The following is a 25,236-nucleotide window of genomic DNA, read 5'->3' on the forward strand; positions in this document are numbered from 1 at the left end:
GGCCTCAGCCGGCGAGGCGGACGAGGTAGTGCTTCTTCTTGCCGACGGAGACCTTCAGCTCCGCGCCGAGGGTCTCGGCGGTGACGGGGAGGTTGGGGTCGGTGACCAGCGCGTTGTCGAAGCGGACGCCCCGCTCGCCGATCAGCCGCTTCGCCTCCTTGCCGGACCGCACGATTCCCGCGGCGACGAGGAGGTGCGCGCTCGACATCCCCGCGGCGAGCGCGTCGCGGGGGATGGTGAGCGCGGTCAGGTCGTCGCCGACGCCGCCCTGCTCGAAGACCGCGCGGGCGGTCGCCTCGGCGGCGGCGGCGGCCTCGGCGCCGTGGAGGAGCGTGGTCGCCTCGTTGGCGAGCGTGACCTTGGCGGCGTTGATCTCCGCGCCCCCGAGCGCGCCGAGGCGGTCGCACTCGTCGACCGGCAGCTCGGTGTAGAGCTTCAGGAACCGCCCGACGTCGGCGTCGGTGGTGTTGCGCCAGAACTGCCAGAAATCGTAAGGCGGCAGCATCGCGGCGTTGAGCCAGACGGCCCCGCCCTGCGACTTGCCCATCTTGCGGCCGTCCGAGGTGGTGATGAGCGGCGAGGTCAGGCCGAAGACCTCGGCCCCGAGCACGCGCCGGGTCAGGTCGATGCCGTTGACGATGTTGCCCCACTGGTCCGACCCGCCCATCTGGAGGAGGCAGCCCTCGCGGCGGTGGAGCTCCAGGAAGTCGTAGGCCTGGAGGATCATGTAGTTGAACTCGAGGAACGACAGGCTCTGGTCGCGGTCGAGCCGGGACTTCACGCTCTCGAAGGCGAGCATCCGGTTGACCGAGAAGTGCCGGCCGATGTCGCGCAGGAAGCCGAGGTAGTTGAGCCCGTCGAGCCACTCGGCGTTGTCGAGCATCAGCGCGCCGCCCGGCCCGTAGTCGAGGTAGCGGTCGAAGACCGCGGCGAGGGCGGCCGCGTTCCCGGCGATTTGCTCGGGCGTCAGCAGCGGGCGCTCGTCGTCGCGGAAGGAGGGGTCGCCCACCTTGGTCGTGCCGCCGCCGAGCAGCGTGATCGGCCGGTGGCCGGTCTTCTGCAGCCAGCGCAGCATCATGATGTTGACGAGGTGGCCGACATGGAGCGAGCGCGCCGTGGCGTCGTAGCCGACGTAAGCGGTGACCGGCCCGGCGGCGAGCGCGGCGTCGAGGCCGGCGAGGTCGGTGCAGTCCTGCACGAAGCCGCGGGCGCGGATCACCTGGAGGAACTCGCTCTTCGGCTGGCAGGTCATGGCCGTTCCGTCCTTTTCCGGGCGCCGCGCCGTCTCTATAGGCTCGGCCGAGGCTAGGGAAGGGCGCGCGGGGGAAGGCGGGGCGATGCTGGCGCTGGGGATGATGTCGGGCACCTCGATGGACGGCGTCGACGCGGCGCTGGTCGAGACCGACGGCGAGACGATCGCCGGCTTCGGCCGCGGCGGCTTCCGGCCCTATGCGCCGGAGGAGCGGGCCGCCCTGCGCGCCGGGCTGGGGCTCTGGCCGGAGGCGGCGGAGGCGCCGGGGATCGCCGCGCTGGTCGAGGCGGCCCATGCCGAGGCGGCGGCGGAGTTTCCGGAGGCGGAGGTGGTGGGGTTCCACGGCCAGACGCTCGCCCATGCCCCGCGCGGCCGGGGCACGCATCAGGCGGGCGACGGGGCGCGGCTCGCGGCGGCGCTGGGGCGGCCCGTGGTCTGGGACTTCCGCTCGGCCGACGTGGCGAGCGGCGGCGAGGGGGCGCCGCTCGTGCCGTTCTTCCACTTCGCCTGCGCCCGGCGGATCGGGGCGGCGCGGCCGGTGGCGTTCCTGAACCTCGGGGGCGTGGGGAACGTCACCTGGGTCGACCCGCGGGCGGCGGCCCCGGAGGCGGCGGGGGCGCTGCTCGCCTTCGACACCGGGCCGGGGAACGCGCTGCTCGACGACTTCCTGGCCGCCCGGCTCGGGCAGGCCTTCGACGAGGGCGGCGCGGTCGCGGCGCGGGGGCGGGCCGATGCGGGCGTGCTGGCGCGGCTGGCGGGGCATCCCTGGCTGGCGCGGCGGCCGCCGAAGTCGCTCGACCGGCAGGACTTCCACGGCTTCCTCGACGCGGTGGCGGGGCTCTCGACCGAGGACGGGGCGGCGACGCTGGCGGCGGTGACCGCGGATTGCGTGGCCGCGGCGGCGCGCTGGTTCCCCGAGCCGGTCGAGCGCTGGCTGGTCTGCGGCGGCGGCCGGCGCAACGCGACGCTGACGGGGCTCCTGGCGGCGCGGACCAATGCGCCGGTGGAGCCGGTCGAGGCGGTCGGGCTTGACGGCGACCTCCTCGAGGCGCAGGCCTTCGCCTTCCTCGCGGTGCGGGTGCTGCGGGGCCTGCCGACCTCGGCGCCCTCGACCACGGGCGCGCGCCTGCCGGTCTCCGGGGGGCGGGTGAGCCGGCCGTGAAACGGGGGGTGTTCACGCGTGAATATTCGGTAAGCTGTTGAAATTGCTTGAGCGGGTTTTTGCGCGGCGGCGGCCGGCGGCCCGCGGTTCCGGCGACGAGGAGGGCTCCCGTGGCGATCTTCTTCTACCTCGCGGCGGCGCTGGGAATGGGGATGCTGGTCTCCTTCCAGCCGCTGATAAACGCGGTGCTCGCCCGGGCCGTGGGCAGTCCCTACGGGGCGGCGGCGGTGTCGCTGGTCGTCGCCGGCCTCGGCGGGATCGTCATCGCCGCGGTCGCCGGGAGGGGCGACATGAGCCGGGCGGCGCTGGCGGGCGTGCCGTGGTGGGTGTTCCTCGCCGGGCTGATCGGCTCGCTCTTCGTCGCCGGCGGCGTGGTGATCGCCCCGGTCACCGGGGCGCAGCTGTTCTTCGCCACGGTGGTGGCGGGCCAGCTGCTCGGCGCGACCCTCGCCGACCATTTCGGCCTCTTCGGCCTCGCGGTGCGCCCGCTGTCGCTGGAACGCGCGGCCGGGCTGGCGCTGGTCCTCGGCGGCGCGATGCTGGTGCGGCGGGGATGACCGCGCGCCGCCGGCCCGGCGCGGCTATTGAGCGTATGTCAGGCATCATGGGGCCAGACCGTCCCGGCTGGACGTCCCTCGCCGCCGAGCCCGCGGCGGATCCCGATTTCCTGCGGGAGCGGCCCGAACTGGTCGAAGCTGGTCGCTTCCTATCGGATGACGACTCGGATGACGACGAGCGTCAATGACGCGCGGTCACACTCCACGATAGGAGGGGCCGAGCATCCTTGTGGTAGTTGCCCGCGAAAATGTCGGAAAATCCGGGCGGGTGCGAATGGGCGGAATTTTGAAGAGCGTTATTGTGCGCAAATATATTTCGAAATATATTTACAAATATTTTGAATATAAACGGTGAAAATCATTGCACAGTCATCAGCGCCGCATTTCGCGGCGCCGTTCGACTCACTTGAAGCTTGCGCCCCCCCTGTCCGAACCGCTCCGCGTCGAGCAGGTTGACATGCGCATGTCAACCTGCGGGAGCCGTCGCGAGGCGGGCCGCGCCGCTGATCGTCCCCTGTCTTGGTGCGTGCGGGGTTGGCGGCCCCGGCCGTCAGCGCGTCGTCTCGGTCAGGCGGCGGCGGACGTAGTCGTCGACGAGGCCGATCATCTCGTCCATGCCCGGGTCGAAGAAGTGGGTCGCGCCCTCGATCGTCGCCTGGGTGATGGTGATGCCCTTCTGCTGCTTGAGCTTGTCGGCGAGCGTGGTCACGTCCGAGACCGGCACGACCCGGTCGGCCGAGCCGGAGACGATCAGGCCGGAGGAGGGGCAGGGGGCCAGGAACGAGAAGTCGTACTGGTTCGCCGGCGGGGCCACCGAGACGAAGCCGGCGATCTCGGGCCGGCGCATCAGGAGCTGCATCCCGATCCACGCCCCGAAGGAGAAGCCCGCCACCCAGCAATGCTTGGCGTTGGGGTTCATCGCCTGGAGGTAGTCGAGCGCGGCCGCGGCGTCGGAGAGCTCGCCGATGCCCTGGTCGTACTCCCCCTGCGAGCGGCCCACGCCGCGGAAGTTGAACCGCAGGCAGGTGAAGCCGATCTTATGGAAGGCGTAGTGCAGGTTGTAGACGACCTTGTTGTTCATCGTGCCCCCGTAGAGCGGGTGGGGGTGCAGGATGATCGCGATGGGGGCGTCCTTGTGCTTCTGCGGGTGGTAGCGTCCCTCGAGCCGGCCGTCGGGGCCGGGAAAGATCACCTCGGGCATGGGGCCCAGACTCCTGATGCGTCGCGAGCGGGCGCGACTCAAACTTGACGGAATCGCTGCCGCAATCTAGAATGCTTCTAAATCTCGTGGAGGCGACCCCGGGCTCCGCCCGCAGTTAAGGGCTTGACCAGCCATCGTCAACACGTAGGTCGGTCCCGATGCGCGGGACGTCGGGAGGCGATCCATGAAACTGAGCACCAAGGGCCGCTACGCCATGATCGCGCTGACCGATCTCGCGGCGCAGGGCCCGCAGCGGCTGGTCTCGCTGGCGGAGATCGCCGAGCGCCAGGACATCTCGGTCGCCTATCTCGAGCAGCTCTTCGTCAAGCTCCGCCGGGCGGAGATCGTCGATTCGGTGCGCGGCCCGGGCGGCGGCTACCGGCTGGCGCGGCCGATCGAGCAGATCCGCATCGCCGAGATCCTCGCGGCCGTCGACGAGACCATGGACGCGCTGTCGCGCGGGGCGGGCGCGAGCGGCGGGGCGCGCGGCACCCGCGAGCAGGCGCTGACCGACAAGCTCTGGGAGCAGCTCTCGGCCAACGTCTACGTGTTCCTGCACCAGACCCGGCTCGGCGACGTGGTCGGCAACCAGTTGGCCCCGTGCCCCGCGGTGCCCGCCTTCGTGCAGATGGTCGACGACTGACGTGGCGGGCGGAGGGAACGGGCGGGTCTATCTCGACTGGAACGCCGGGGCGCCGTTGCGCGCCGAGGCGCGCGCCGCGATGGCGGCGGCGGCCGACGTCGCGGGCAACCCGTCCTCGGTCCATGCCGAGGGCCGCGCCGCGCGGGCGCTGGTCGAGCGGGCGCGCGCGCAGGTGGCCGCGGCGCTCGGGGCGGACCCGGCGCAGGTGGTGTTCACCTCCGGCGCCACCGAGGCGGCGGCGATGGCGCTCGCCGGGCGCGACCTGCTCGCCGCGCCGGTCGAGCACGACTGCGTGGCGGCGTGGACGCGGGCGGAGCTGGCGGTGGACGCCGGGGGGCGGGTGGCGGTCGCGGAGCCGGGCCGCACGGCGTTGCAGGCGGCCAATCCGGAGACGGGGGTGCTGCAGGACCTGCCGCAAGGGCTCGCGGTGGTGGACGCCGCGCAGGCGGCCGGGAAGGTCCCCTTCGCCTTCGGCTGGAGCGGCGCGGAGATGGCGCTGGTCTCGGCCCACAAGCTCGGCGGCCCGAAGGGGGTGGGCGCGCTCCTGCTGCGCGACGGGGTCGAGGCGGGGCGGGCGCTGCGGGGCGGCGGGCAGGAGCTCGGTCGGCGGGCCGGGACCGAGAATGTGACGGGAATCGCGGGCTTCGGGGCCGCGGCGGAGGCGGCGGCGCGGGACCTCGCGGACGGCGTCTGGGAGCGGGTGGCGGAAATTAGAGAAATTCTAGAATCGGCTCTGGCGTCCGCCGCCGAAACGACTATTTTTGTCGGAAAAGGCGGGCCGCGCCTGCCGAACGTGACCTGCCTCGCGACGCCCGGCTGGAAGGGCGAGACGCAGGTGATGGCGATGGATCTGGCGGGCTTCGCGGTCTCGGCCGGCTCGGCCTGCTCGAGCGGCAAGGTCCGGGCGAGCCGGACGCTGGCCGCGATGGGCCTCGGGGCGGAGGCGGCGGCCTCGGCGATCCGGGTGTCGATCGGCCCGGCGACGACGCAGGCGCAGGCGCTGGCCTTCGCCGAGGCATGGGAAAAGGCGCGCCGGCGGGTCCGGGCGCGGGCCGCGACGGCGGCGTGAGGAGAGACGACATGGCGGTCAGCGAGGAGTTCGAGCTGCGCGAGGGCGTCGACCGCGAGACGGTCGAGGCGGTGCGCTCGGTCGGCGAGCGGTACAAGTACGGCTTCGAGACCGACATCGAGACGGAGTATGCGCCGAAGGGGCTGAACGAGGACATCGTCCAGCTGATCTCGGGGAAGAACGGCGAGCCGGACTGGCTGACCGAGTGGCGGCTGAAGGCGTATCGGCGCTGGGTCGAGCTCGAGGAGCCGACCTGGGCCATGCTGAGCTACCCGGAGATCGACTTCCAGGACCAGTACTACTACGCGCGGCCGAAGAGCTTCGCGCAGCGGCCGAAGTCGCTCGACGAGGTCGACCCGGAGCTGCTGGCGACCTATGCCAAGCTCGGCATCCCGCTCAAGGAGCAGATGATCCTCGCGGGCGTCGAGGGCGCGGGCGACACGCCGGTCGAGGGGCGCAGGGTCGCGGTGGACGCGGTGTTCGACAGCGTGTCGATCGGCACGACCTTCCGCGAGGAGCTGGCGAAGGCGGGGGTGATCTTCTGCCCGATCTCCGAGGCGGTGCGCGAGCACCCGGAGCTGGTGCGGAAGTATCTGGGCTCCGTGGTGCCGATCAGCGACAATTTCTATGCGACGCTGAATTCCGCGGTGTTCTCCGACGGCTCCTTCGTCTACGTGCCGCCGGGCGTGCGGTGCCCGATGGAGCTGTCGACGTATTTCCGCATCAACGCCGAGAACACGGGGCAGTTCGAGCGGACGCTGATCATCGCCGACAAGGGCGCCTATGTGAGCTACCTGGAGGGCTGCACGGCGCCCAAGCGGGACGAGAACCAGCTGCACGCGGCGGTGGTGGAGATCGTGGCGCTCGACGACGCCGAGGTGAAGTACTCGACGGTGCAGAACTGGTATCCCGGCGACGAGAACGGCGTGGGCGGCATCTACAACTTCGTCACCAAGCGGGCGGATTGCCGCGGCGCGCGGTCGAAGGTGATGTGGACCCAGGTCGAGACCGGCTCGGCGATCACCTGGAAGTATCCGTCCTGCATCCTGCGCGGCGACGGGTCGCAGGGCGAGTTCTACTCGATCGCCATCGCCAACAACCGCCAGCAGGCCGACACCGGCACCAAGATGACGCATCTCGGCAAGAACACCAAGAGCCGGATCGTGTCGAAGGGGATCAGCGCGGGGTTTGCGCAGAACACCTATCGCGGCCTCGTCTCGGTGCATCCGAAGGCGACGGGGGCGCGCAATTATACGCAGTGCGACAGCCTGCTGATCGGCGACCAGTGCGGGGCGCACACGGTGCCGTACATCGAGGTGAAGAACACGTCCTCGCGCGTGGAGCACGAGGCGACCACGTCCAAGGTCGACGAGGACCAGCTCTTCTACTGCCGGAGCCGCGGCATGGACGAGGAGGAGGCGGTGGCGCTGGTCGTCAACGGCTTCTGCCGCGAGGTCTTGCAGGCGCTGCCGATGGAGTTCGCCATGGAGGCGCAGAAGCTCGTGGCGATCAGCCTGGAGGGGAGCGTCGGGTGACGGAGGAAACGGCCCGGGAGATCCTGCGGCTCGTGATGGCGTGCGAGGAGGATCTGGCCGTCATGCGCGATCACCTGGACGCCACCAAGGCGGAGATGGCCGAGATGCGGCGGATGATGGACGACTGGGCGTCGCTTCGCGGCGCGATGGCAGGAGGAACGCCAGCATGACCGACGGCGAGGCGCTGCGGGGACGGATGGGCGAGATCGTGGCGATCGCGCGCGAGGGGACGGGCGTGCGGGGCGAGCGGCTGCTCGTCGCGGCGCTGGTGGCGTCGCCGTTTGCGGGCGGGCTCGGGATCTGGCTCGCGTGGCTGACCTGGTGGCCGAACCCGGTGATCTGGGTCTTCGTGGCGCTGGCGGAGGTCGCGGGCGCGGCCTATTCCGCCGGCAGCATGGCGCGGACGGTGGAATGATCGGGGCGGTGGTCCTGGCGGGCCTGCTCGCGGCGGGCCTCGCGCTCGCCGGGGCGGCGCGGCCGCAGGCGGAGCCGGCCCGGGTGAAATCGAGGAAGAACAATGCTCAAGATCGATGACCTCCACGTGAAGCTCGAGGAGGAGGACAAGGCGATCCTGAAAGGGGTCGACCTCGAGGTGCGCGCGGGCGAGGTCCACGCGATCATGGGTCCGAACGGCTCCGGCAAGTCGACCCTCTCCTACGTGCTCGCCGGCCGCGAGGGCTACGAGGTCACCGAAGGCACGGCGACCCTCGACGGGACCGACCTGCTCGCGCTGGAGCCGGAGGAGCGCGCCGCGGCGGGCCTCTTCCTCGCCTTCCAGTACCCGGTCGAGATCCCCGGCGTCGGCAACATGACCTTCCTGCGCACCGCGCTCAACGCCCAGCGCAAGGCGCGCGGCGAGCCGGAGGTGAACGCCGCCGACTTCCTGCGCCTCGTGCGCGAGAAGGCGAAGTCCCTCGACATCGACGCCGAGATGCTGAAGCGGCCGGTCAACGTCGGCTTCTCCGGCGGCGAGAAGAAGCGCAACGAGATCCTGCAGATGGCGGTGCTGGAGCCGCGGATGTGCATCCTCGACGAGACCGACAGCGGGCTCGACGTCGACGCGATGAAGCTCGTCGCCGAGGGCGTCAACGCGCTGCGCTCGCCGGACCGCGCCTTCCTCGTGATCACCCACTACCAGCGCCTGCTCGACCATATCCGCCCCGACGTCGTCCACATCATGGCGGACGGGCGCATCGTCGCCACCGGCGGCCCGGATCTGGCGCTGGAGGTCGAGACCAACGGCTACGCCGACATCCTGAGGTCGGTGGCGTGATGGCGACGACGGCACGCAAGGCCCCGGCCCTGAAGCTCGAGGCGGCGCAGGCGCTGCTCGCCGCCTGGCCCGAGCCCATGGGCGAGGCCGGCTGGGCGCGGACCGCCCGCGCCCGCGCGGCGGCGCGCCTCGCCGAGCGTGGCGCGCCCGGGCGGCGCGACGAGTACTGGCGCTTCACCGACCCGACCGGCCTGACGGCGCTGCCGGCGCCGCCGGCCGCGGTCTTCGACGCGCAGGAGACGCCCGCCTTCGACGGCGTCGGGCGGGTGCGGCTCGTCTTCGTCGACGGCGTCTTCGACCCGGCGCTCTCGGACGCGCCCGAGGCGGCCGGCCTGGAGATCCTGCCGCTTTCCAAGGCGCTCGCCAGCGACATTCACTGGACGCGCGAGCTCTTCGGCGTGCTGGAGGCGCGCGGGCAGGACCCGGTCGACCGGCCGCTCGCCGCGCTCAACACCGCGCGGGCGCGCGAGGGCGTGGCGATCCGCGCCACCGGCCGGGCGTCGCGGCCCGTGCATCTCGTCTACCTGCACCGCTCCGAGACCTCGGATGCGCTGATCCGCCATCTCGTGCGGCTCGACGCCGGGGCCGATCTCACCGTGCTGGAGAGCGGGCCGGCGGCGGCGCGCGCGAACATCGCCATGGAGGTGGAGATCGCCGACGGCGCGGCCTTCCACCACGTCCGCACCCAGGGCCGCGACCACGAGCGGCGCGCGGCGACGGCGATCTTCGCCCGGCTCGGCGCGGAGAGCCGGTTCAAGTCGTTCACGCTGACCGCGAACGGCCGGCTCACCCGCAACGAATGCGTGCTGGAGCTGACCGGCGACGACGCGATCGCCCATGTCGCCGGAGCCTGCGTCGGCGACGGGCCCGATTTCCACCACGACGACACCGTCTTCGTCACCCACGCCGCCGAGCGCTGCGAGAGCCGGCAGGTCTGCAAGAAGGTGCTGAAGAGCGGCGCGGTCGGCGTGTTCCAGGGCAAGATCCTCGTCCGCCAGGGCGCGCAGAAGACCGACGGCTACCAGATCAGCCAGGCGCTGCTCCTCGACGAGGCGAGCCAGTTCCTGACCAAGCCGGAGCTCGAGATCTACGCCGACGACGTGAAGTGCAGCCACGGCTCCACCTGCGGCGCGGTCGACGCGACGGCGCTCTTCTACCTGACCTCGCGCGGGGTGCCGCGCGCCGAGGCGGAGGCGCTGCTGGTGCTCGCCTTCGTCGACGAGGCGATCCAGGAGATCGAGGACGACGGGCTCGCCGACGAGATCCGCGGCCGGCTCGCCGACTGGGTGGCCCGGCGGCGGCGCGGCTGAGCATGGGCCTCGGCTCGATCTGGCGCGCCTATCGCGACCCGCGCGGCGCCATGGCGCGCGCGGCCGCGGCCGGGCGGGGCGAGGTTCCGCCCCTCGTCGAGCTGATGGCCGCCTGCGCCATGGGCCTCGTCGCCAGCCTGCCGGCGGCGGCGGAGACCGCGGCGGGGCTCGACGTGCCGGACGCCTTCGCCGGCGTCGTCTCGGCGCATCTCTTCGGATACCTGTTCCTGCTGCCGCTCCTCGCCTACGGCGCGGCGGCGCTGCTGCATCTGGTCGTCCGGCCCTTCGGGGCGCGCGGCGGCTTCGCCGCGGCGCGGCGGGCGACGTTCCGCGCCGCGCTGCTCGCCGGGCCGATGGCGCTCCTCGTCGCCGGCGCCCGCGCAGCGGCCGCGGCGGCCCGGCTGCCGGGGCTTTCCCCGTGGATCGACGGGCTCGCGCTCCTCCTCCTCGCGTTCTGGCTCTGGCTCCTCGCGGCGAGCCTCGCCGAGGCCGAGGGGCTCGGCCGCGCCCGGCGCGTCGCGAGCTGAGGCCGGCCATGTGGGGCGAGCTCGTCGCGCAGACCTTCCTGAAGCCGCGCGAGGCGGCGCGCCGCGTGCTCGCCGCCGGCTTCCCGCCGGGCGTGGTCGCCGAGGCGGCGCTGGCGGTGACGAGCCTCGGGATCGTGCTCGGCTACCTCGCGCTCCGCGTCGCGCACGGCGTGCCGGCCGACCCGGTCTCGGCGGCGCTGCTCGCCCGGCCGCTCGTCGGCGTCCTCGTCCAGCTCGCCGCGCTCCTCCTCGTCGCCTGGCTGACCGCGACGCTCGGCCGGCGCTTCGGCGGGCGGGGCGACCTGCTCGGCGCCGCGACGGCGATCGTCTGGCTGAACGCGGCGACGCTCGTCGTGCAGGTCCTCCAGCTCGTGGCGCTCGTCCTCGCGCCGCCGCTCGCCGCGGCGCTCGCCATGGTGACGCTGGTCTGGCTGCTCTGGGCCTTCGCCTGCTTCGTCGCCGAGCTGCACGGCTTCGCCTCGCCGGCGATCGTGCTCGGCGTCGTCGTGCTCGTCGGCGTCTCGCTCGTGTTCCTGCTCACCTTCATCGCCGCGCTGGCCGGCCTTACGCCGCAGGGGACCCCATGACCTATGACGTGGAGGCGGTGCGCCGCGACTTTCCGATCCTCTCGCGCAAGGTTCACGGGCGGCCGCTCGTCTACCTCGACAACGGCGCCTCGGCGCAGAAGCCGCAAGTCGTGCTCGACGCGATCTCGCGGGGCTATTCCGAGGAATACGCCAACGTCCATCGCGGCCTGCACTACCTCTCGAGCATCGCGACCGAGCGCTACGAGGCGACGCGCGGCCGGCTCTGCCGCTTCCTCGGGGCCGAGCGCGAGGAGGAGATCGTCTTCACCACCGGCTCGACGATGGGCATCAACCTCGTCAGCTACGCCTGGGCCGCGCCGCGCTTCGTGCCGGGCGACGAGATCGTGCTCTCGGTCATGGAGCACCACGCCAACATCGTGCCCTGGCACTTCCTGCGCGAGCGGCAGGGGGCGGTGCTGAAATGGGTCGACATCGAGCCCGACGGCGCGCTCGACCCGCAGCGGGTGATCGACGCCATCGGCCCGCGCACCCGCCTCGTCGCCATCAGCCACATGTCGAACGTGCTCGGCACCATCGTCGACGTGAAGGCGATCGCGGCGGCGGCGCGGGAGAGGGGCGTGCCGGTCCTCGTGGACGGCAGCCAGGCCGCCGTCCACATGCCGGTCGACGTGCAGGACCTCGGCGTCGATTTCTACGCGGTGACCGGCCACAAGCTCTACGGGCCCTCCGGCTCCGGCGCGCTCTACGTGCGCCGCGAGCGCTACGCCGAGATGCGGCCCTTCCTCGGCGGCGGCGACATGATCCGCGAGGTGACGCAGGCCGGCGTCTCCTATGCCGACCCGCCGCTGATGCTCGAGGCCGGCACCCCGGCCATCGTCTCGACGATCGGCCTCGGCGTGGCGCTCGACTACGTCGAGGGGCTCGGCATGGCGGCGATCGCCGCCCACGAGGCGCGGCTGCGCGACCACGCCCGCCAGCGCCTGCTGGCGCTCGACTGGCTCGACGTGCAGGGCGACGCGAAGGGCAAGGGCGCGATCTTCTCCTTCACGCTGAAGGGCGGCGCGCATCCGCACGACGTCTCCACCATCGTCGACCGCAAGGGCGTGGCCGTCCGCGCCGGCCACCACTGCGCGCAGCCGCTGATGACCCGGCTCGGGCTGACCGCCTCCTGCCGCGCCTCCTTCGGCCTCTACAACACCCTCGGCGAGGTCGACGCGCTCGTCGAGGCGCTGGAGACCTGCCACGAGATCTTCGCCTGAGGCGCTGGCCCGGGGGCGCGACTCGCGGGTAGGGCCGGGGTCCGGCGCGGCCTGGATCGTGTGCCGCCGGGGCCGCGCGCCTATCTCAAACCATTGAAATTAAATGAATTTTAACACGATCAATCTGATCGTGTTTTTTATCTTGCAAATCACGATAGGTTGAGTCGTTATTAACCCGTGAGGCGGCTCCGGCCGCGCAGGAATGGACGGGAGCGGGACCATGGACAGCGGTTCGCGAAACAGGGACCGGGGCGCGGGGCGGCTCGCCGCCGCGCTCGTCCTCGGGGTTCTCGGCGCCGTCGCCGTCTCCGGCTTCACCCTCGCCTCCGGTCACGGAATCCTCCTCGCCTTCCTCGCCTACATGCTCTCCGGCTCGCTGATCTGCTGCGCCACGCTGGCCGGCTCCCTCGCGGTCGGGGCCGCCGCGCGCGTCGTGCGCCGCAACCGCCGCGGCGGCGGCGGCCAGTTTCGCGCCGCCTGAGGGAACCTGCGAAAGTCTCCGAAGTTGATCTGCATCAGCTTCGACTGGAGCCGATCGCGGCATGATCGGCTTGTGATGCAGCGGTTGCTGCGCGAATCGGACAGGATCCGGGTCATGAGGCACAACGTTCCTTCGAGAGTTCACGGCGGCGCCGGCATCGTCGGCTCGCTCGTTCTGGGCGTCGGCAGCGGGGTCCTCCTCGCCGTCGTCGCCATCGCGAGCGGGCAGGGGGCGCTCTACGCGCTCCTCGCCTACCTGCTGACCGGCTCGCTCGTCTCGGGCGCGCTCATCGTCGCCCCCGCGGCCCGCGCCACCGCCCGCGCCGCCCGCCGCCACATCCGCCACCACGCCCACGTCTGACGCGCGGCGGATCGCCTCGCTCTGCGGGCGCCTGAGGCGGGCCGAACCGGGTCGAGCAAGAGGGGCCGTCCGTGAAGCCGGCAGCCCGCCCGAGCGGCCTCAATGCCCGCCGGCGTCGATCTTCGGACCGGTCTGCCGGGTCGCCACCCATTCCGGGTAGGGCATCCCGTAAACCGCCTCGCGCGCCTCGTCCCTGGTCATGGCGAGACCGCGGCGGTCGGCCTCCTCCTGATACCAGCGCGCCAGGCAGTTGCGGCAGAACCCGGCCAGGTCCATCAGGTCGATGTTCTGCACGTCGTCGCGCGTGCGCAGGTGGTCGCGCAAGGCGCGGAACGCCGCGGCCTCCAGCTCGGTGCGGGTGCGGTCATCCATGGCGCGGCTCCTCCTCGCTGGCGGCGATGGCGTCGGTCAGCATCGGCGCCAGCCGCTCCGCCCAGGCGCGCTGGCCGGCCTCGTCGGCGATCAGGTCCTGGCGCACCTCGATCAGCACGTGCCGCCCGCCGCGGCGGGTGCCGTGCCGGCTCAGCGTATCGCCCTCGAGCTCGCCCGCATAGGGCTGGTTCACCCCGACGCAGAGGTCGGGCTCCGCGCGCAGCCGCGCGATCAGCGGCGCCGCCAGCCGCACGTCGTGGCCGTGCAGCACGCCGATGTGCCACGGCCGCGGCGAGCGCCCGGCGAGGCGCGGCGTGAAGGAATGGATCGCCACGATCGCCGTCGGCCGCCCCGCCGCCGCCCGTGCGTCGAGGAGCGCGTCGATCTCGGCGTGGTAGGGCCGGTGCCAGGCGTCGAGCCGCCGCGCCACCTCCGCCGGGGCGATCCGCCGGTTCGCCGGCACGATCGCCCCGTCGTAGAGCCGCATCACCAGCGTCGGGTCGTCCTCGCCGCGGTTCGGGTCGATCACCAGCCGCGAGAACCGCGTCAGCAGCGCCGGCGCGTCCATCAGCCCGGCGAGCCCCAGCGTCACGCCCCGGGCGCCGATGTCCCAGGCGATGTGGCGCGCCATCTCCTCCGCGGGGAGCCCGAGGTCGCCGCCGGCGACGTCCGGCGGCACCGCGTTCGAGGCGTGGTCGCAGAGCAGGAGGGCGGGGCCGGCCCCTCCGGGATTGACATGCTCGAAAGCCGGATGCTCCGCCATCCCGGCTGATTAAGCCTTGGGCGGCGCGAGCGCCAGAGGGCGGCGATCGCGCGCGCCCTCCGCCATTTGCGGTTCCAACCCGAACCGGTTCGGCTATAACGGCGCGGACTCACAGCGAGGGACGCCATGAACCCGACCCGCCGCCAGCGCAGCGTCAAGATCGTCGCGACGCTCGGGCCAGCCTCCGACACGCTGGAGATGATCCGCGCGCTCTTTCTCGCCGGCGCCGACGTGTTCCGGCTCAACATGAGCCACGGCACCCAGGCCGACATCGGCCGCCGCTTCGACCTGATCCGCCAGGTCGAGGACGAGGTCGGCCGCCCGATCGGCGTGCTCGCCGACCTGCAGGGCCCGAAGCTCCGTGTCGGCGCCTTCCGCGACGGCCCGCACCTGCTCGCCGAGGGCGACCGCTTCCGCCTCGACCTCGACGAGGCCGAGGGCGACGCCGGCCGCGTCTGCCTGCCGCATCCCGAGATCTTCCAGGCGCTGGAGGTCGGGTCGACGCTCCTCGTCAACGACGGCAAGATCCGGCTGAAGGTGCTCGACTGCTCGCCCTCGCACGCCGAGACCGAGGTCGTGGTCGGCGGCGAGATCTCCAACCGCAAGGGCGTCAACGTCCCCGACGTGGTGCTGCCCCTCGCCGCGCTCTCGAAGAAGGACCGCAGCGACCTCGAGTTCGCCTGCGGCCTCGGCGTTGACTGGCTGGCGCTCTCCTTCGTGCAGCGCGCCGAGGACGTGCATGAGGCGCGCGAGCTCGCGAAGGGCCGGGCGGCGATTCTCTCCAAGATCGAGAAGCCGGCGGCGGTGAAGGCCTTCGCCGAGATCCTCGACGCCTCCGACGGGATCATGGTCGCCCGCGGCGACCTCGGCGTCGAGCTGCCGGTCTACTCGGTGCCGCCGATCCAGAAGCGCCTGACCCGCGCCTGCCGCGCCGCCGGCAAGCCGGTGATCGTGGCGACCCAGATGCTCGAGAGCATGATCACCGCCCCGGTGCCGACCCGCGCCGAGGTCTCCGACGTGGCGACGGCGATCTACGAGGGCGTCGACGCGGTGATGCTGTCGGCCGAGAGCGCCGCCGGCGACTATCCGATCGAGGCGGTGACGACGATGGACAACGTCGCCCGCTCGGTCGAGGCCGACGACACCTATCGCGCGGTGATCGAGGCGCAGCGCAGCTCGATCCATTCCGGCGCGGTCTCGGACGCCATCACCTCGGCCGCCCGCGAGGTCGCGGAGACGACGAAGGTCAAGGCGATCTGCTGCTTCAGCCATTCCGGCACCACCGCCTCGCTCGCGGCGCGCGAGCGGCCGCGCGTGCCGATCATCGCGCTGACGCCGCTGATCCGCTCGGCCCGCCGGCTGGCGCTGACCTGGGGCCTGCACTGCGTGGTGGTGCCCGAGGTCGACCGCTTCAAGATGGCGGTGGTCTCCGCCGCCCGGACCGCCCGCGACCAAGGCTTCGCCGCCGCCGAGGACCGCATCGTCGTCACCGCCGGCATCCCCTTCGGCGTCGCCGGCTCGACCAACATCCTGCGCGTCGCCACCTGCAGCGAGAAGGCCATCTTCGAGGGCGGCGCGGAGGACTGACCGCGCCGCCCTCGTCGTCCGGTCCGGGCGTCCGCCCGGCGCGCCGCAACGTCGTCCTCCGCCCGATCACGGCGTTTTCGGCCGCTCGGCGCTTCCGGCCGGCGGGGGATCGGCCTATAAGCGGCGGACCCCGAGCCCGAGGAGCCGCCGATGACGCTCAGCCCCGCCGACAACGCCAAGCGCGCCGCCGCCGCCCAGGCGCTCGGGCTCGTCACGCCGGGAATGCGCCTCGGGCTCGGCTCGGGCTCGACCGCGGCCTGGTTCGTGCGCCTGCTCGGCGAGCGGGTGCGCGCCGGGCTCGACGTCGCCTGCGTCGCCACCTCGAGCGGCACCGTCCGCATCGCCGAGGCGGAGGGCGTGCCCCTGACCACGCTCGCCGAGCTCGGCCGGCTGGAGCTGACCGTCGACGGCGCCGACGAGATCGACCCGGACCTCGCGCTGATCAAGGGCGGCGGCGCCGCGCTCCTGCAGGAGAAGATCGTCGCCGCCGCCTCCGACCGCTTCGTGATCGTCGGCGACGACAGCAAGCGCATCACCACGCTGGGGGCGTTCCCGCTGCCCGTCGAGGTGGTGCGCTTCGGCTGGACCGCCACGCGCGACGCGATCGCGGCGCTGCTCGCCCGCGCCGATGTCGGCGGCCGCGAGATCGTGCCGCGCATGTCGGGCGAGGAGCTGCTCGTCACCGACGAGGGGCATTTCATCCTCGACCTGCACCTCCGCCGCATCGGCGACGCCGAGGCGCTGGCGGCGGCGCTGAACGCCATTCCGGGCGTGGTCGAGAGCGGCCTCTTCGTCGGCATGGCCGAGCGGGCGATCATCGGCCATGTCGACGGCCGCGTGGAGGAGATCCTGCCCTCCGGCCCGGCGCGCGACGACTTCGTCGACGAAGCGATGCGCAGCGCGGACGCGTGAGGGAGCGGTGAGCGATCCCTTCGACCTCGACCTCTTCGTCGTCGGCGGCGGCTCGGGCGGCGTCCGGGCGGCGCGGATCGCCGCCGGCTACGGCGCCCGCGTGGCGCTGGCCGAGGAATACCGGGTCGGCGGCACCTGCGTGATCCGCGGCTGCGTGCCGAAGAAGCTCTTCGTCTACGCCTCCGCCTTCCGCGACGCCTTCGAGGACGCCGCCGGCTACGGCTGGGACGTGGGCGCCCCCCCGCGCTTCGACTGGGCCCGCTTCCGCGCGGCGCGCGACGCCGAGATCGACCGGCTGGAGGCCGCCTACCGCGACGGGCTGCGCGCCGCCGGCGTGACGGTCCACGACGCGCGGGCGGTCCTCGTCGACCCGCACCGCGTGCGGCTCTCGACCGGCGAGGAGCTGACGGCGAAGCACATCCTCGTCGCTGCCGGCGGCGCGCCGCGGCCGCCCGGGTTCCCCGGCGCCGAGCTCGCGGTCAGCTCCAACGAGATGTTCCGCCTGCCGTCGCAGCCGCGGCGTATGGTCGTGCTCGGCGGCGGCTACATCGCCTGCGAGTTCGCCGGGATCATGAACGGGCTCGGGACGGAGGTGGTCCAGCTCTACCGCGGGCCGCAGATCCTGCGCGGCTTCGACGACGACCTGCGCGCCCATGTCGGCGACGCCATGCGCCGCCGCGGCGTGGACCTGCGCACCGGGACGGACGTCGCCGCCATCGAGCGCACCGGCGACGGCCTGCGGGTGACCACCGACGCCGGCGAGGCGATCGACGTCGACCTCGTCCTCGCCGCCACCGGCCGCGCCGCCGCGACAGCGGGCCTCGGGCTCGAGGCGCTCGGCGTGCGGCTCGGCAAGGACGGCGCGATCGCGGTCGACGAGTGGTCGCAGACCGCGGTGCCCTCGATCTACGCCGTCGGCGACGTCACCGGCCGCGCGGCGCTGACCCCGGTGGCGATCCGCGACGGCCACGCCTTCGCCGACACCGTCTTCGGCGCCCGCCCGACGCCCGCCTGGAGCAAGCTCATCGCCACGGCGATCTTCACCCAGCCGGAGATCGGCACGATCGGCCCCGGCGAGGCCGAGGCGCGCAAGCGTGGCCCGGTCCGGGTGTTCCGCGAGAGCTTCCGCCCGATGCTGAACATCCTCGCCGGCCGCGACGAGCGCACCCTGATGAAGCTCGTCGTCGACGCCCGCGACGACCGCGTGCTCGGCTGCCACATCGTCGGCCACGCGGCCGGCGAGATGGTCCAGCTCGCCGCCGTCGCGATCGGCATGGGGGCGACCAAGGCCGATTTCGACCGGACGATGGCGGTGCATCCCACCGCCGCGGAGGAGCTCGTGACCATGCGGCGCGGCGTCTCCGATCTTGACACCGCCGAGGCAGGGGTCACTTGAGGCCTGCCTGCCCGCGACGACCGAGGAGTTGAGGACCCGATGCCATACAGCAACAACGGCGGCCCCTGGGGCGGCGGAGGCGGCAAGGGCCGCGGGCGCGGCCCCTGGGGCGGCAAGGGGTCCGGCGGCGACGGCTCCGGCGGCGGCGGCGGAGGCGGCGGCCCGGGCGGCCAGCCGCCGATCCCCGACATCGACGAGATCGTCCGCAAGGGCCAGGAGCAGCTCAAGATCCTGATGGGCGGCGGCCGCGGCGGCGCGCGCGGGCCGGGCGGGCAGGGCGGCGGCATCGGCCGCCGCGGCGTCTACCTCGCCGTCGTCGGCGCGGCGCTCGTCTGGGCGTTCATGTCCTTCTACACCGTCCGCCCCGAGGAGCAGTCCGTCGAGCTCACCTTCGGCGAGTGCCGCGGCGACTGCATCGGCCAGCCCGGCCTCAACTTCGCGCCCTGGCCGGTGGTCACCCGCGAGATCGTGCAGACGACCGGCGAGCGTACCGAGGAGATCGGCTCCGGCCAGCTCCGCGGCACCTCGGCCGGCCTGATGCTGACCGGCGACGAGAACATCGTCGACATCACCTTCCAGACCGTCTGGAACGTCCGCGACCCGGCCGCCTTCCTCTTCAACCTCGCCGACCCGGAGGCCACCATCCAGGCCGTCTCGGAATCGGCGATGCGCGAGGTGGTGTCGCGCTCCGACCTGTCGCCGATCCTCAGCCGCGACCGCGGGGCGATCAGCCAGGAGGTGCAGGAGCTGATCCAGAAGACCCTCGACGACTACGGCTCCGGCGTGAACGTCGTCCGGGTGAACTTCCTCAAGGCCGACCCGCCCGAGCAGGTGATCGACGCCTTCCGCGAGGTCCAGGCAGCCCGCCAGGAGCGCTCGACGCTGCAGAACCGCGCCGACGCCTACGCCAACGAGACGCTCGCCGCCGCCCGCGGCCGCTCCGCGCAGATCCTCCAGGAATCCGAGAGCTACCGCGCCCAGCAGGTCAACTCGGCCCAGGGCGAGGCCAGCCGCTTCTCGGCGGTGCTCGCCGAATACCTCAAGGCGCCCGAGGTGACGCGCGAGCGGCTCTACATCGAGACGATGGAGGGGGTGTTCGGCGACGTCGACACGTTCCTCGTCGACACGCCGAACGCCGCCGGCGGCGGGGTCGTGCCCTACCTGCCGCTCAACGAGCTCCGGCGCGCCCCGGCCGCCCCGTCGCCGGCCCGGCCGGCGACGGCCGGCTCGACCGCCGCTACCGGGGGGGTCTCCGAATGAGCCGCCGCATGCCGCTGCTGATCGGGGCGCTGATCGCCCTCGTCTTCATCGCCTTCAACACCTTCTTCATCGTCGACGAGCGCGAGAAGGCCATGGTGCTCCAGTTCGGGCAGGTGCGCTCGATCAAGGAGGACCCCGGCCTCGGCTTCAAGATCCCCTTCGTGCAGAACGTCGTCTTCTACGACGGCCGCATCCAGGGCATCGACACGCCCTCGCTCGAGGTGACGCCGCTCGACGACCGCCGGCTGATCGTCGACGCCTTCGCGCGCTGGCGCATCGCCGACGTCGGGCAGTTCCGCCGCGCCGTCGGCGCCGGCGGCATGCAGGTCGCCTCGCAGCGGCTCGAATCGATCCTCAACGCCAACACGCGCGAGGTGCTCGGCTCGGTGCGCTCCGAGGCGGTGCTCTCCGCCGACCGCGTCGGGCTGATGAACCGCATCCGCGACCAGGCGATCGCCGAGGCGCGCGCCCTCGGCGTCGACGTGATCGACGTGCGGCTGAAGCGCGCCGACCTGCCGGAGCAGAACCTCGAGGCGACCTTCCAGCGCATGCAGGCCGAGCGCCAGCGCGAGGCGGCCGACGAGCGCGCCCGCGGCAACGAGGCGGCGCAGCGGGTGCGCGCGCAGGCCGACCGCACCGCGGTGGAGATCGTCTCCGAGGCCGAGCGCGACGCCAACGTCATCCGCGGCGAGGCCGACGCCGAGCGGAACGCCATCCTCGCCGAGGCCTTCGGGGCGGACCAGGAGTTCTTCGCCTTCATCCGCTCGATGCAGGCCTACCGGAACGCGCTCCGCGGCGGCAACACCACGCTGATGGTCGAGCCGGACAGCGCCTTCTTCGACTACCTGAAGTCGCCCCACGCCGCCGGCGCGCCCGTCCCGCCGCCCGCGCCGGAGGCCGGCGGCGAGAGCTCGGCTGCGCCCTCCGCCGCCTCCCGCACGGCGGCCGACTGATCCCGCACGGGGCTCCCGCCCTCCGGGGCGCGGGGCCCTCCGTGCGACGGCGGCCCGGGCCAGACCGATCGGCAGCGCCATGACCCAGATCCAGTTCCCGGACTTCATGGCCGTCATCTTCGGCCTGATCGCCTACCTCCTCGGCGAGGCGATCAACGACCGCGTCGGCCTGCTGCGCCGCTTCAACATCCCCGATCCGGTCACCGGGGGCCTGCTGCTCGCCCTCGCCTTCTTCGCGCTCCAGAAGGCCGGCCTCGCCGAGGTGCGCTTCGAGACGCAGGCGCGCGACGTGCTGCTGCTGATCTTCTTCACGTCGATCGGGCTCAACGCCCGCGTCGCCGACCTCCGCCACGGCGGCCGGCCGCTCCTGATCCTGATCGGCCTCACCTCGGTCCTGCTCATCCTGCAGAACCTCGTCGGCGGCCTCGCCGCCGTGCTCGCGGGCCTGCCCATGGGCTTCGGCGTCGCGCTCGGCTCCACCTCGCTCCTCGGCGGGCATGGCACGATGATCGCCTGGTCGGGCGAGCTCGACGCCATGGGCCTGACCGGCGCGCCCGAGGCCGGCATCGCCATGGCGACGCTCGGCCTCGTCGCCGGCGCGGTGATCGGCGGCCCGCTCGCCAAGGCGCTGATCGAGCCGCGCGGCCTGCATTCCGACGAGCCGGGCGAGATCAATCCCGTCGGCCTGCCCGACGCCACGCCGGGCGCGCTCCTCGTCTCGCGGAGCGAGCTGATGCGGGCGCTCCTCGTGACGATGATCTGCATCGCGGGCGGCTTCCTCGTCCACCGCGCCTTCGTCGGCGCGACCGGGATCACCGTGCCGCTCTTCGTGCCGTGCCTGCTCGTCGGCATGGCCATGGGCAACGGCCTCGCGCTCTTCCCGCGCCTGCCGCCGGTGGCGCACACCCCGGCGCTGTCGCTGCTCTCCGAGTTCGCCCTCGGCGTCTTCCTCGCCATCTCGCTGATGGCGCTGCAGCTCTGGGCGCTCGCCGGCATGGCCGGCACGCTCCTCGCCGTCCTCGCGGTGCAGACCGCGCTGGCCGTCGGCGTCTCCGCCTTCCTCGCCTTCCGGTTCCTCGGCCGCGACTACCAGGCCGCGGTGCTCTCGGCGGGCTATGCGAGCTTCGTCGTCGGCGCGACCCCGACCGCGATCGCCACGATGACCGCGGTCACCAAGAAATACGGCCCCTGCGCCGCCGCCTTCCTCGTGCTGCCGCTGGTCTCGGCGCTCTTCGTCGACATCGCCAACGCCCTCGTCACCCAGGCCTTCCTCGCCCTCTGGGCGCCCTGACGCTGTCAATCCGGCGCGCGTCGTGGCACGCTCGCCGGATGCAGCCGCTTCGCTACTCGATCAACGTCACGCTGGACGGGTGCTGCGACCACCGCGCCATGATCGCCGACGAGTCGCTGCATCGCCACGCCGCCGCGGGCATCGCCGCCGCCGACGCGCTGGTCCTCGGCCGGGTGACCTACCAGATGATGGAGGACGCCTGGCGCCCGCTGGTGCAGAAGGGCGAGCGGGCCGAGTGGATGGCGGACTGGATGGAGCCCTTCGCCCGCACCATCGACGCCGTGCCCAAATACGTCGTCTCCGACAGCCTCGACCACGTCGACTGGAACGCCGAGCTGGTGCGCGGCGCCCGGCTGGAGGAGACCATCCGCCAGCTCCGCCGCCAGCCCGGCCGCGGCCTCGCCCTCGGCGGCCTGACGCTGCCGCTGGCGCTGGCCGGGCTCGGCCTGATCGATGAGTACGAGCTGATCCTGCATCCGCGCATCGTCGGGCGCGGGCCGACGCTCTTCGCCGGCCTGACCCGGCCCCTCGACCTCGAGCCCGTCGGCCGGACGGAGCTCGCCTCCGGCGCCGTGGCGACGCGCTATGTCCCGCGGGCGCCTGCCCCCGCGTGAGGCGGCCGGGCTGAGATCGGGCACGCTTCACGACCGTGGAACGAAAGCCCGGCCGGAAGCAGGTCGCGACGGGTGACGCCAGACGGATTTGACCCGTGGCAAATCCGTCCGCGCTCGCCGGGGCGCTCACGGACGGAGTGCGCTCCCGCAGAAATCTGCGCCCCCCACGGCTTCCGCGCGCAACCGCGCTCCAGCCGTCCGGCACGGCGAAAGCCGGGCTTTCGCCTGTCGCGCCGGGCCTCGCGGGCCAGCCCGCGTCGGTCGATCGGGGCCCCGTGGAGCCAGCAGGGCAGGCAGGCGTCGCGTAGTGCGGAGATCGGGTCAACGCTGGGGAAAAATATCATGTATGTCCCACTGTGGGGCACTTGCCCCTCCCGCGCCCCTGGCCCGCGCTTTCCCCTTGACCTCGCGCGGCGCATCCGGTTTGCCCGTCCGGCCCGTCTCCAGCCCCGAGCCCCTCCCATGCCCGACCTGCTGCTCGAGCTTCTCTCCGAGGAAATCCCCGCCCGGATGCAGGGCCGGGCCGCCGCGGACCTCAGGAAGCTCGTCACCGACGGGCTGGTCGAGCGCGGCCTCACCTATGCCGGCGCCGCCGCCTTCGTCACCCCGCGCCGGCTGGCGCTGGCGATCGAGGGCCTCGCCGAGCGGTCGCCGGACATGCGCGAGGAGCGCAAGGGCCCCCGCGTCGACGCGCCCCCCGCGGCGATCGAGGGCTTCCTGCGCTCCACCGGCCTCACCCGCGACCAGCTCGAGATCCGCGACGACAGGAAGTCGCAGGTCTATTTCGCCGTCACGACCCGCCCCGGCCGCCCGGCCCGCGAGATCGTCGCCGAGACGGTCGAGGCGGCGGTCCGCGGCTTCCCCTGGCCGAAGTCGATGCGCTGGGGCGAGGGCTCGCTCCGCTGGGTCCGCCCGCTGCACTCGATCCTCTGCGTGCTGACCGACCCGTCGGGGCGCGAGACGGTGGACCTCGCCATCGACGGCGTCCCCGCCGGCGACGTCACCCGCGGCCACCGCTTCATGGCCCCGGCCGACCTCGTCGTCGGCTCGTTCGAGGACTACGCCGGCAAGCTCCGCCGCGCCTTCGTGCTGATCGACCCGGCCGAGCGCGCCGGGCGCATCGCCCACGACGCCGCCCAGCAGGCCTTCGCCCGCGGGCTGGAGGTGGTCGAGGACCCGGGCCTCCTCGCCGAGATCGCCGGCCTCGTCGAATGGCCGGTGACGCTCCTCGGCCAGATCGAGGAGCGCTTCCTCGGCCTCCCCCCCGAGGTGCTGCGCACCTCGATGCGCGAGCACCAGAAGTTCCTCTCGGTGCGCAACCCGAAGACCGGCCGGATCGAGGGCTACGTCGTCGTCGCCAACCGCGAGACCTCGGACGCCGGCGCCGCCGTCCTCGCGGGCAACGCCCGCGTGCTGGCGGCGCGCCTCTCCGACGCGGCGTTCTTCTGGGAGAACGACCTCGCCACGCCGCTCGCCGACATGGCCGCGAAGCTCGACAGCGTGACCTTCCACAACAAGCTCGGCTCCCAGGGCCAGCGCGTCGGCCGCATCGCCGATCTCGCCCGCGAGCTCGCGCCCCTCGTCGGCGCCGACCCGGCCGTCGCCGAGCGGGCGGCGCGGCGGGCCAAGGCCGACCTCGCCTCGGCGATGGTCTACGAGTTCCCCGAGCTTCAGGGCGTGATGGGCCGCTACTACGCCGCCGCGGCTGGCGAGCGCCCCGAGATCGCCGCCGCGGCGCAGGAGCACTACGCCCCGCTCGGCCCGACGGACGCCGTCCCGACCGCGCCGGTCTCGGTCGCCGTGGCGCTCGCCGACAAGATCGACATGCTGGCGAGCTTCTGGGCGATCGGCGAGAAGCCGACCGGCTCGGGCGACCCCTTCGCGCTGCGCCGGGCCGGGCTCGGGGTGATCCGCATCCTGCTCGACGGCGGCGTGCGGCTGCGCCTGCTCGACGCCTTCCTCGCCCCCGTCCGCCGCAGCCGCGCCGCCATGGCGGCGCTCGCCCCGGCGGGGGACGCGGTTCCCGACCTCTCCGACGACCGGATCGAGCGGGAATGCGCGCTGGTGCTGGCGGGCGAGCTGCTCGGCTTCCTCGCCGACCGGCTGAAGGTCCACCTGCGCGGCGAGGGGGTGCGCCACGACGTGATCGACGCCTGCTTCCAGCTCGGCGGCCAGGACGACCTCGTGCTGCTGGTCGCCCGCGTCCGCGCCCTGCAGGACTTCCTCGGGACCGAGGACGGGGCGAACCTGCTGGCGGGCTATCGCCGCGCCGCGAACATCCTCGCGCAGGAGGAGAAGAAGGACGGGGTGGAGTACTCGCTCGACCCCGAGCCGCGCCTCGCCGAGACCGAGGCCGAGACGGCGCTCTTCGCGGCCCTCGACGCGGCGGAGGCGGCGCTCGCCCCGGCGCTCGCGGCCGAGGACTTCGCCGCCGCCATGACCGCGCTCGCTCGCCTGCGCGCCCCGATCGACGCCTTCTTCGAGACGACGACGGTCAACGCCCCGAGCCCGGTCGTCCGCCGCAACCGGCTGTGCCTGCTCAACCGGATCCGGGTGGTCATGGGCCGCGTGGCCGTGTTCTCGGCGCTGGAGGGCTAGCCCCGGCGCGGGAGGCAGCGGCCCCTTCCGAGCCGCAATCCGGGGTGTGTTCACGCGTGAATATTCGCTAAGCCATTGATTTTACGTGAGTCGTTAACGCAACTTTACCGGGCGCCACACCTGGACGACAGTGGAGAGGAAGCCCGGCTGGAGGCAGGCCGCGACGGGGACGACAGACGGATTTGACCCGCGGCAAATCCGTCCGCGATCGCCCCTGCGGGGGGCGAGCGCGATGCCGCGCTCGCCGGGGCGATCACGGACGGATTGCGCGCTACGGGGAAATCTGGACCCCCCACGGCTTCCGCGCGCAACC

General features: G+C 72.9%; 27 protein-coding genes. 23 read left to right on the forward strand and 4 right to left on the reverse strand.

The window, feature by feature from the left end:
- Positions 1 to 4 precede the first annotated feature (4 nt).
- On the reverse strand, positions 5 to 1,252 hold the full coding sequence (gene tyrS, locus KBB57_RS01080) for a tyrosine--tRNA ligase (RefSeq protein ID WP_290745474.1): 1,248 nt from the start codon (positions 1,250 to 1,252) through the stop codon (positions 5 to 7).
- 85 nt (positions 1,253 to 1,337) lie between these two features.
- On the opposite strand from tyrS, the gene KBB57_RS01085 reads away from it, so the two are divergent.
- From KBB57_RS01085 to KBB57_RS01095, 3 genes are all read left to right on the forward strand, one after another.
- Positions 1,338 to 2,414 (forward strand): anhydro-N-acetylmuramic acid kinase, encoded by a 1,077-nt coding sequence (locus tag KBB57_RS01085; protein WP_290745477.1) that lies wholly within the window; start codon positions 1,338 to 1,340, stop codon positions 2,412 to 2,414.
- A 110-nt stretch (positions 2,415 to 2,524) separates the two neighbouring features.
- Positions 2,525 to 2,971 (forward strand): DMT family transporter, encoded by a 447-nt coding sequence (locus KBB57_RS01090; protein ID WP_290745479.1) that lies wholly within the window; start codon positions 2,525 to 2,527, stop codon positions 2,969 to 2,971.
- Entirely contained in the window at positions 2,968 to 3,159 is a 192-nt protein-coding gene (locus KBB57_RS01095) for a hypothetical protein (protein ID WP_290745482.1), read from the forward strand. Before KBB57_RS01090 ends, KBB57_RS01095 begins: the two co-directional genes overlap by 4 nt.
- A gap of 362 nt (positions 3,160 to 3,521) precedes the next feature.
- Here the strand turns inward: KBB57_RS01095 and KBB57_RS01100 are convergent, their stop codons facing one another.
- A complete protein-coding gene (locus tag KBB57_RS01100; protein ID WP_290745484.1) occupies positions 3,522 to 4,172 on the reverse strand; it encodes an alpha/beta hydrolase in 651 nt (216 codons plus the stop codon).
- Between the two features lie 184 nt (positions 4,173 to 4,356).
- On the opposite strand from KBB57_RS01100, the gene KBB57_RS01105 reads away from it, so the two are divergent.
- The 12 genes from KBB57_RS01105 to KBB57_RS01160 all read left to right on the forward strand — a co-directional run bounded on the left by KBB57_RS01105 (position 4,357) and on the right by KBB57_RS01160 (position 13,177).
- Positions 4,357 to 4,815, forward strand: a complete 459-nt coding sequence (locus KBB57_RS01105) for an Rrf2 family transcriptional regulator (protein WP_290745487.1) — start codon at positions 4,357 to 4,359, stop codon at positions 4,813 to 4,815.
- A gap of 1 nt (position 4,816) precedes the next feature.
- Complete coding sequence (locus tag KBB57_RS01110) at positions 4,817 to 5,884, forward strand: aminotransferase class V-fold PLP-dependent enzyme (protein ID WP_290745490.1); 1,068 nt, start codon at positions 4,817 to 4,819, stop codon at positions 5,882 to 5,884.
- Between the two features lie 11 nt (positions 5,885 to 5,895).
- Positions 5,896 to 7,419, forward strand: a complete 1,524-nt coding sequence (sufB, locus tag KBB57_RS01115) for a Fe-S cluster assembly protein SufB (protein ID WP_290745492.1) — start codon at positions 5,896 to 5,898, stop codon at positions 7,417 to 7,419.
- Positions 7,416 to 7,589 (forward strand): hypothetical protein, encoded by a 174-nt coding sequence (locus KBB57_RS01120; RefSeq protein ID WP_290745494.1) that lies wholly within the window; start codon positions 7,416 to 7,418, stop codon positions 7,587 to 7,589. The genes sufB and KBB57_RS01120 overlap by 4 nt, the downstream gene beginning before the upstream one ends.
- Positions 7,586 to 7,834 carry a hypothetical protein gene (locus tag KBB57_RS01125; protein ID WP_290745495.1) on the forward strand — a complete coding sequence of 83 codons (249 nt, stop codon included), beginning with the start codon at positions 7,586 to 7,588 and terminating at the stop codon, positions 7,832 to 7,834. Before KBB57_RS01120 ends, KBB57_RS01125 begins: the two co-directional genes overlap by 4 nt.
- 102 nt (positions 7,835 to 7,936) lie before the next feature.
- Positions 7,937 to 8,692, forward strand: coding sequence for a Fe-S cluster assembly ATPase SufC (sufC, locus tag KBB57_RS01130; RefSeq protein ID WP_290745498.1), 756 nt, complete (start codon positions 7,937 to 7,939; stop codon positions 8,690 to 8,692).
- A 77-nt stretch (positions 8,693 to 8,769) separates the two neighbouring features.
- Positions 8,770 to 10,002, forward strand: a complete 1,233-nt coding sequence (locus tag KBB57_RS01135) for a SufD family Fe-S cluster assembly protein (RefSeq protein WP_290745925.1) — start codon at positions 8,770 to 8,772, stop codon at positions 10,000 to 10,002.
- A gap of 2 nt (positions 10,003 to 10,004) precedes the next feature.
- Positions 10,005 to 10,529: a hypothetical protein gene (locus KBB57_RS01140; protein ID WP_290745501.1), complete on the forward strand. Its 525-nt coding sequence runs from the start codon at positions 10,005 to 10,007 to the stop codon at positions 10,527 to 10,529.
- An 8-nt stretch (positions 10,530 to 10,537) separates the two neighbouring features.
- Complete coding sequence (locus tag KBB57_RS01145) at positions 10,538 to 11,116, forward strand: YIP1 family protein (protein WP_290745504.1); 579 nt, start codon at positions 10,538 to 10,540, stop codon at positions 11,114 to 11,116.
- Complete coding sequence (locus KBB57_RS01150) at positions 11,113 to 12,336, forward strand: cysteine desulfurase (protein WP_290745506.1); 1,224 nt, start codon at positions 11,113 to 11,115, stop codon at positions 12,334 to 12,336. Before KBB57_RS01145 ends, KBB57_RS01150 begins: the two co-directional genes overlap by 4 nt.
- Positions 12,337 to 12,556: 220 nt before the next feature.
- Complete coding sequence (locus KBB57_RS01155) at positions 12,557 to 12,817, forward strand: hypothetical protein (protein WP_290745509.1); 261 nt, start codon at positions 12,557 to 12,559, stop codon at positions 12,815 to 12,817.
- A 114-nt stretch (positions 12,818 to 12,931) separates the two neighbouring features.
- A complete protein-coding gene (locus tag KBB57_RS01160) occupies positions 12,932 to 13,177 on the forward strand; it encodes a hypothetical protein (RefSeq protein ID WP_290745512.1) in 246 nt (81 codons plus the stop codon).
- Positions 13,178 to 13,276: 99 nt separating this feature from the next.
- On the opposite strand, the gene KBB57_RS01165 is transcribed toward KBB57_RS01160, so the two are convergent.
- Entirely contained in the window at positions 13,277 to 13,549 is a 273-nt protein-coding gene (locus KBB57_RS01165) for a DUF1244 domain-containing protein (RefSeq protein WP_290745514.1), read from the reverse strand.
- Positions 13,542 to 14,312 carry an N-formylglutamate amidohydrolase gene (locus KBB57_RS01170; RefSeq protein WP_290745517.1) on the reverse strand — a complete coding sequence of 257 codons (771 nt, stop codon included), beginning with the start codon at positions 14,310 to 14,312 and terminating at the stop codon, positions 13,542 to 13,544. Before KBB57_RS01170 ends, KBB57_RS01165 begins: the two co-directional genes overlap by 8 nt.
- A 126-nt stretch (positions 14,313 to 14,438) precedes the next feature.
- Here KBB57_RS01170 and pyk point away from each other — a divergent pair, with 126 nt between their 5' ends.
- From pyk to glyS, 8 genes are all read left to right on the forward strand, one after another.
- Positions 14,439 to 15,899, forward strand: a complete 1,461-nt coding sequence (pyk, locus tag KBB57_RS01175) for a pyruvate kinase (protein ID WP_290745520.1) — start codon at positions 14,439 to 14,441, stop codon at positions 15,897 to 15,899.
- A gap of 150 nt (positions 15,900 to 16,049) precedes the next feature.
- Positions 16,050 to 16,811 (forward strand): ribose-5-phosphate isomerase RpiA, encoded by a 762-nt coding sequence (gene rpiA, locus KBB57_RS01180; protein ID WP_290745523.1) that lies wholly within the window; start codon positions 16,050 to 16,052, stop codon positions 16,809 to 16,811.
- Between the two features lie 7 nt (positions 16,812 to 16,818).
- Positions 16,819 to 18,207 carry a glutathione-disulfide reductase gene (gene gorA, locus KBB57_RS01185; protein WP_290745526.1) on the forward strand — a complete coding sequence of 463 codons (1,389 nt, stop codon included), beginning with the start codon at positions 16,819 to 16,821 and terminating at the stop codon, positions 18,205 to 18,207.
- Between the two features lie 39 nt (positions 18,208 to 18,246).
- A complete protein-coding gene (hflK, locus tag KBB57_RS01190) occupies positions 18,247 to 19,467 on the forward strand; it encodes an FtsH protease activity modulator HflK (RefSeq protein WP_290745529.1) in 1,221 nt (406 codons plus the stop codon).
- 8 nt (positions 19,468 to 19,475) lie between these two features.
- The gene (gene hflC / locus KBB57_RS01195) at positions 19,476 to 20,420 is read left to right on the forward strand and encodes a protease modulator HflC (protein WP_290745532.1); all 945 of its coding nucleotides are present in this window, start codon (positions 19,476 to 19,478) and stop codon (positions 20,418 to 20,420) included.
- Between the two features lie 79 nt (positions 20,421 to 20,499).
- Entirely contained in the window at positions 20,500 to 21,711 is a 1,212-nt protein-coding gene (gene gltS, locus KBB57_RS01200; RefSeq protein WP_290745535.1) for a sodium/glutamate symporter, read from the forward strand.
- Positions 21,712 to 21,749: 38 nt separating this feature from the next.
- Positions 21,750 to 22,325 (forward strand): dihydrofolate reductase family protein, encoded by a 576-nt coding sequence (locus tag KBB57_RS01205; RefSeq protein ID WP_290745538.1) that lies wholly within the window; start codon positions 21,750 to 21,752, stop codon positions 22,323 to 22,325.
- 462 nt (positions 22,326 to 22,787) lie between these two features.
- A complete protein-coding gene (gene glyS / locus KBB57_RS01210; protein WP_290745541.1) occupies positions 22,788 to 24,923 on the forward strand; it encodes a glycine--tRNA ligase subunit beta in 2,136 nt (711 codons plus the stop codon).
- Positions 24,924 to 25,236 lie beyond the last annotated feature (313 nt).

The organism is Amaricoccus sp., assembly GCF_017993425.1.
GTDB lineage: Bacteria > Pseudomonadota > Alphaproteobacteria > Rhodobacterales > Rhodobacteraceae > Amaricoccus.

Excerpts from the sequence above, each read along its gene's own strand:
- KBB57_RS01085 (WP_290745477.1), top strand. The coding sequence starts at position 1,338 with ATGCTGGCGCTGGGGATGATGTCGGGCACCTCGATGGACGGCGTCGAC.
- KBB57_RS01145 (WP_290745504.1), top strand. The coding sequence starts at position 10,538 with ATGTGGGGCGAGCTCGTCGCGCAGACCTTCCTGAAGCCGCGCGAGGCG.
- sufC (WP_290745498.1), top strand. The coding sequence starts at position 7,937 with ATGCTCAAGATCGATGACCTCCACGTGAAGCTCGAGGAGGAGGACAAG.
- pyk (WP_290745520.1), top strand. The coding sequence starts at position 14,439 with ATGAACCCGACCCGCCGCCAGCGCAGCGTCAAGATCGTCGCGACGCTC.
- hflC (WP_290745532.1), top strand. The coding sequence starts at position 19,476 with ATGCCGCTGCTGATCGGGGCGCTGATCGCCCTCGTCTTCATCGCCTTC.
- hflK (WP_290745529.1), top strand. The coding sequence starts at position 18,247 with ATGCCATACAGCAACAACGGCGGCCCCTGGGGCGGCGGAGGCGGCAAG.
- KBB57_RS01135 (WP_290745925.1), top strand. The coding sequence starts at position 8,770 with ATGGGCGAGGCCGGCTGGGCGCGGACCGCCCGCGCCCGCGCGGCGGCG.
- KBB57_RS01165 (WP_290745514.1), bottom strand. The coding sequence starts at position 13,549 with ATGGATGACCGCACCCGCACCGAGCTGGAGGCCGCGGCGTTCCGCGCC.
- sufB (WP_290745492.1), top strand. The coding sequence starts at position 5,896 with ATGGCGGTCAGCGAGGAGTTCGAGCTGCGCGAGGGCGTCGACCGCGAG.
- KBB57_RS01105 (WP_290745487.1), top strand. The coding sequence starts at position 4,357 with ATGAAACTGAGCACCAAGGGCCGCTACGCCATGATCGCGCTGACCGAT.
- rpiA (WP_290745523.1), top strand. The coding sequence starts at position 16,050 with ATGACGCTCAGCCCCGCCGACAACGCCAAGCGCGCCGCCGCCGCCCAG.
- gltS (WP_290745535.1), top strand. The coding sequence starts at position 20,500 with ATGACCCAGATCCAGTTCCCGGACTTCATGGCCGTCATCTTCGGCCTG.
- KBB57_RS01125 (WP_290745495.1), top strand. The coding sequence starts at position 7,586 with ATGACCGACGGCGAGGCGCTGCGGGGACGGATGGGCGAGATCGTGGCG.
- KBB57_RS01140 (WP_290745501.1), top strand. The coding sequence starts at position 10,005 with ATGGGCCTCGGCTCGATCTGGCGCGCCTATCGCGACCCGCGCGGCGCC.
- KBB57_RS01100 (WP_290745484.1), bottom strand. The coding sequence starts at position 4,172 with ATGCCCGAGGTGATCTTTCCCGGCCCCGACGGCCGGCTCGAGGGACGC.
- KBB57_RS01150 (WP_290745506.1), top strand. The coding sequence starts at position 11,113 with ATGACCTATGACGTGGAGGCGGTGCGCCGCGACTTTCCGATCCTCTCG.
- KBB57_RS01170 (WP_290745517.1), bottom strand. The coding sequence starts at position 14,312 with ATGGCGGAGCATCCGGCTTTCGAGCATGTCAATCCCGGAGGGGCCGGC.
- tyrS (WP_290745474.1), bottom strand. The coding sequence starts at position 1,252 with ATGACCTGCCAGCCGAAGAGCGAGTTCCTCCAGGTGATCCGCGCCCGC.
- glyS (WP_290745541.1), top strand. The coding sequence starts at position 22,788 with ATGCCCGACCTGCTGCTCGAGCTTCTCTCCGAGGAAATCCCCGCCCGG.
- KBB57_RS01205 (WP_290745538.1), top strand. The coding sequence starts at position 21,750 with ATGCAGCCGCTTCGCTACTCGATCAACGTCACGCTGGACGGGTGCTGC.
- KBB57_RS01155 (WP_290745509.1), top strand. The coding sequence starts at position 12,557 with ATGGACAGCGGTTCGCGAAACAGGGACCGGGGCGCGGGGCGGCTCGCC.
- KBB57_RS01095 (WP_290745482.1), top strand. The coding sequence starts at position 2,968 with ATGACCGCGCGCCGCCGGCCCGGCGCGGCTATTGAGCGTATGTCAGGC.
- KBB57_RS01160 (WP_290745512.1), top strand. The coding sequence starts at position 12,932 with ATGAGGCACAACGTTCCTTCGAGAGTTCACGGCGGCGCCGGCATCGTC.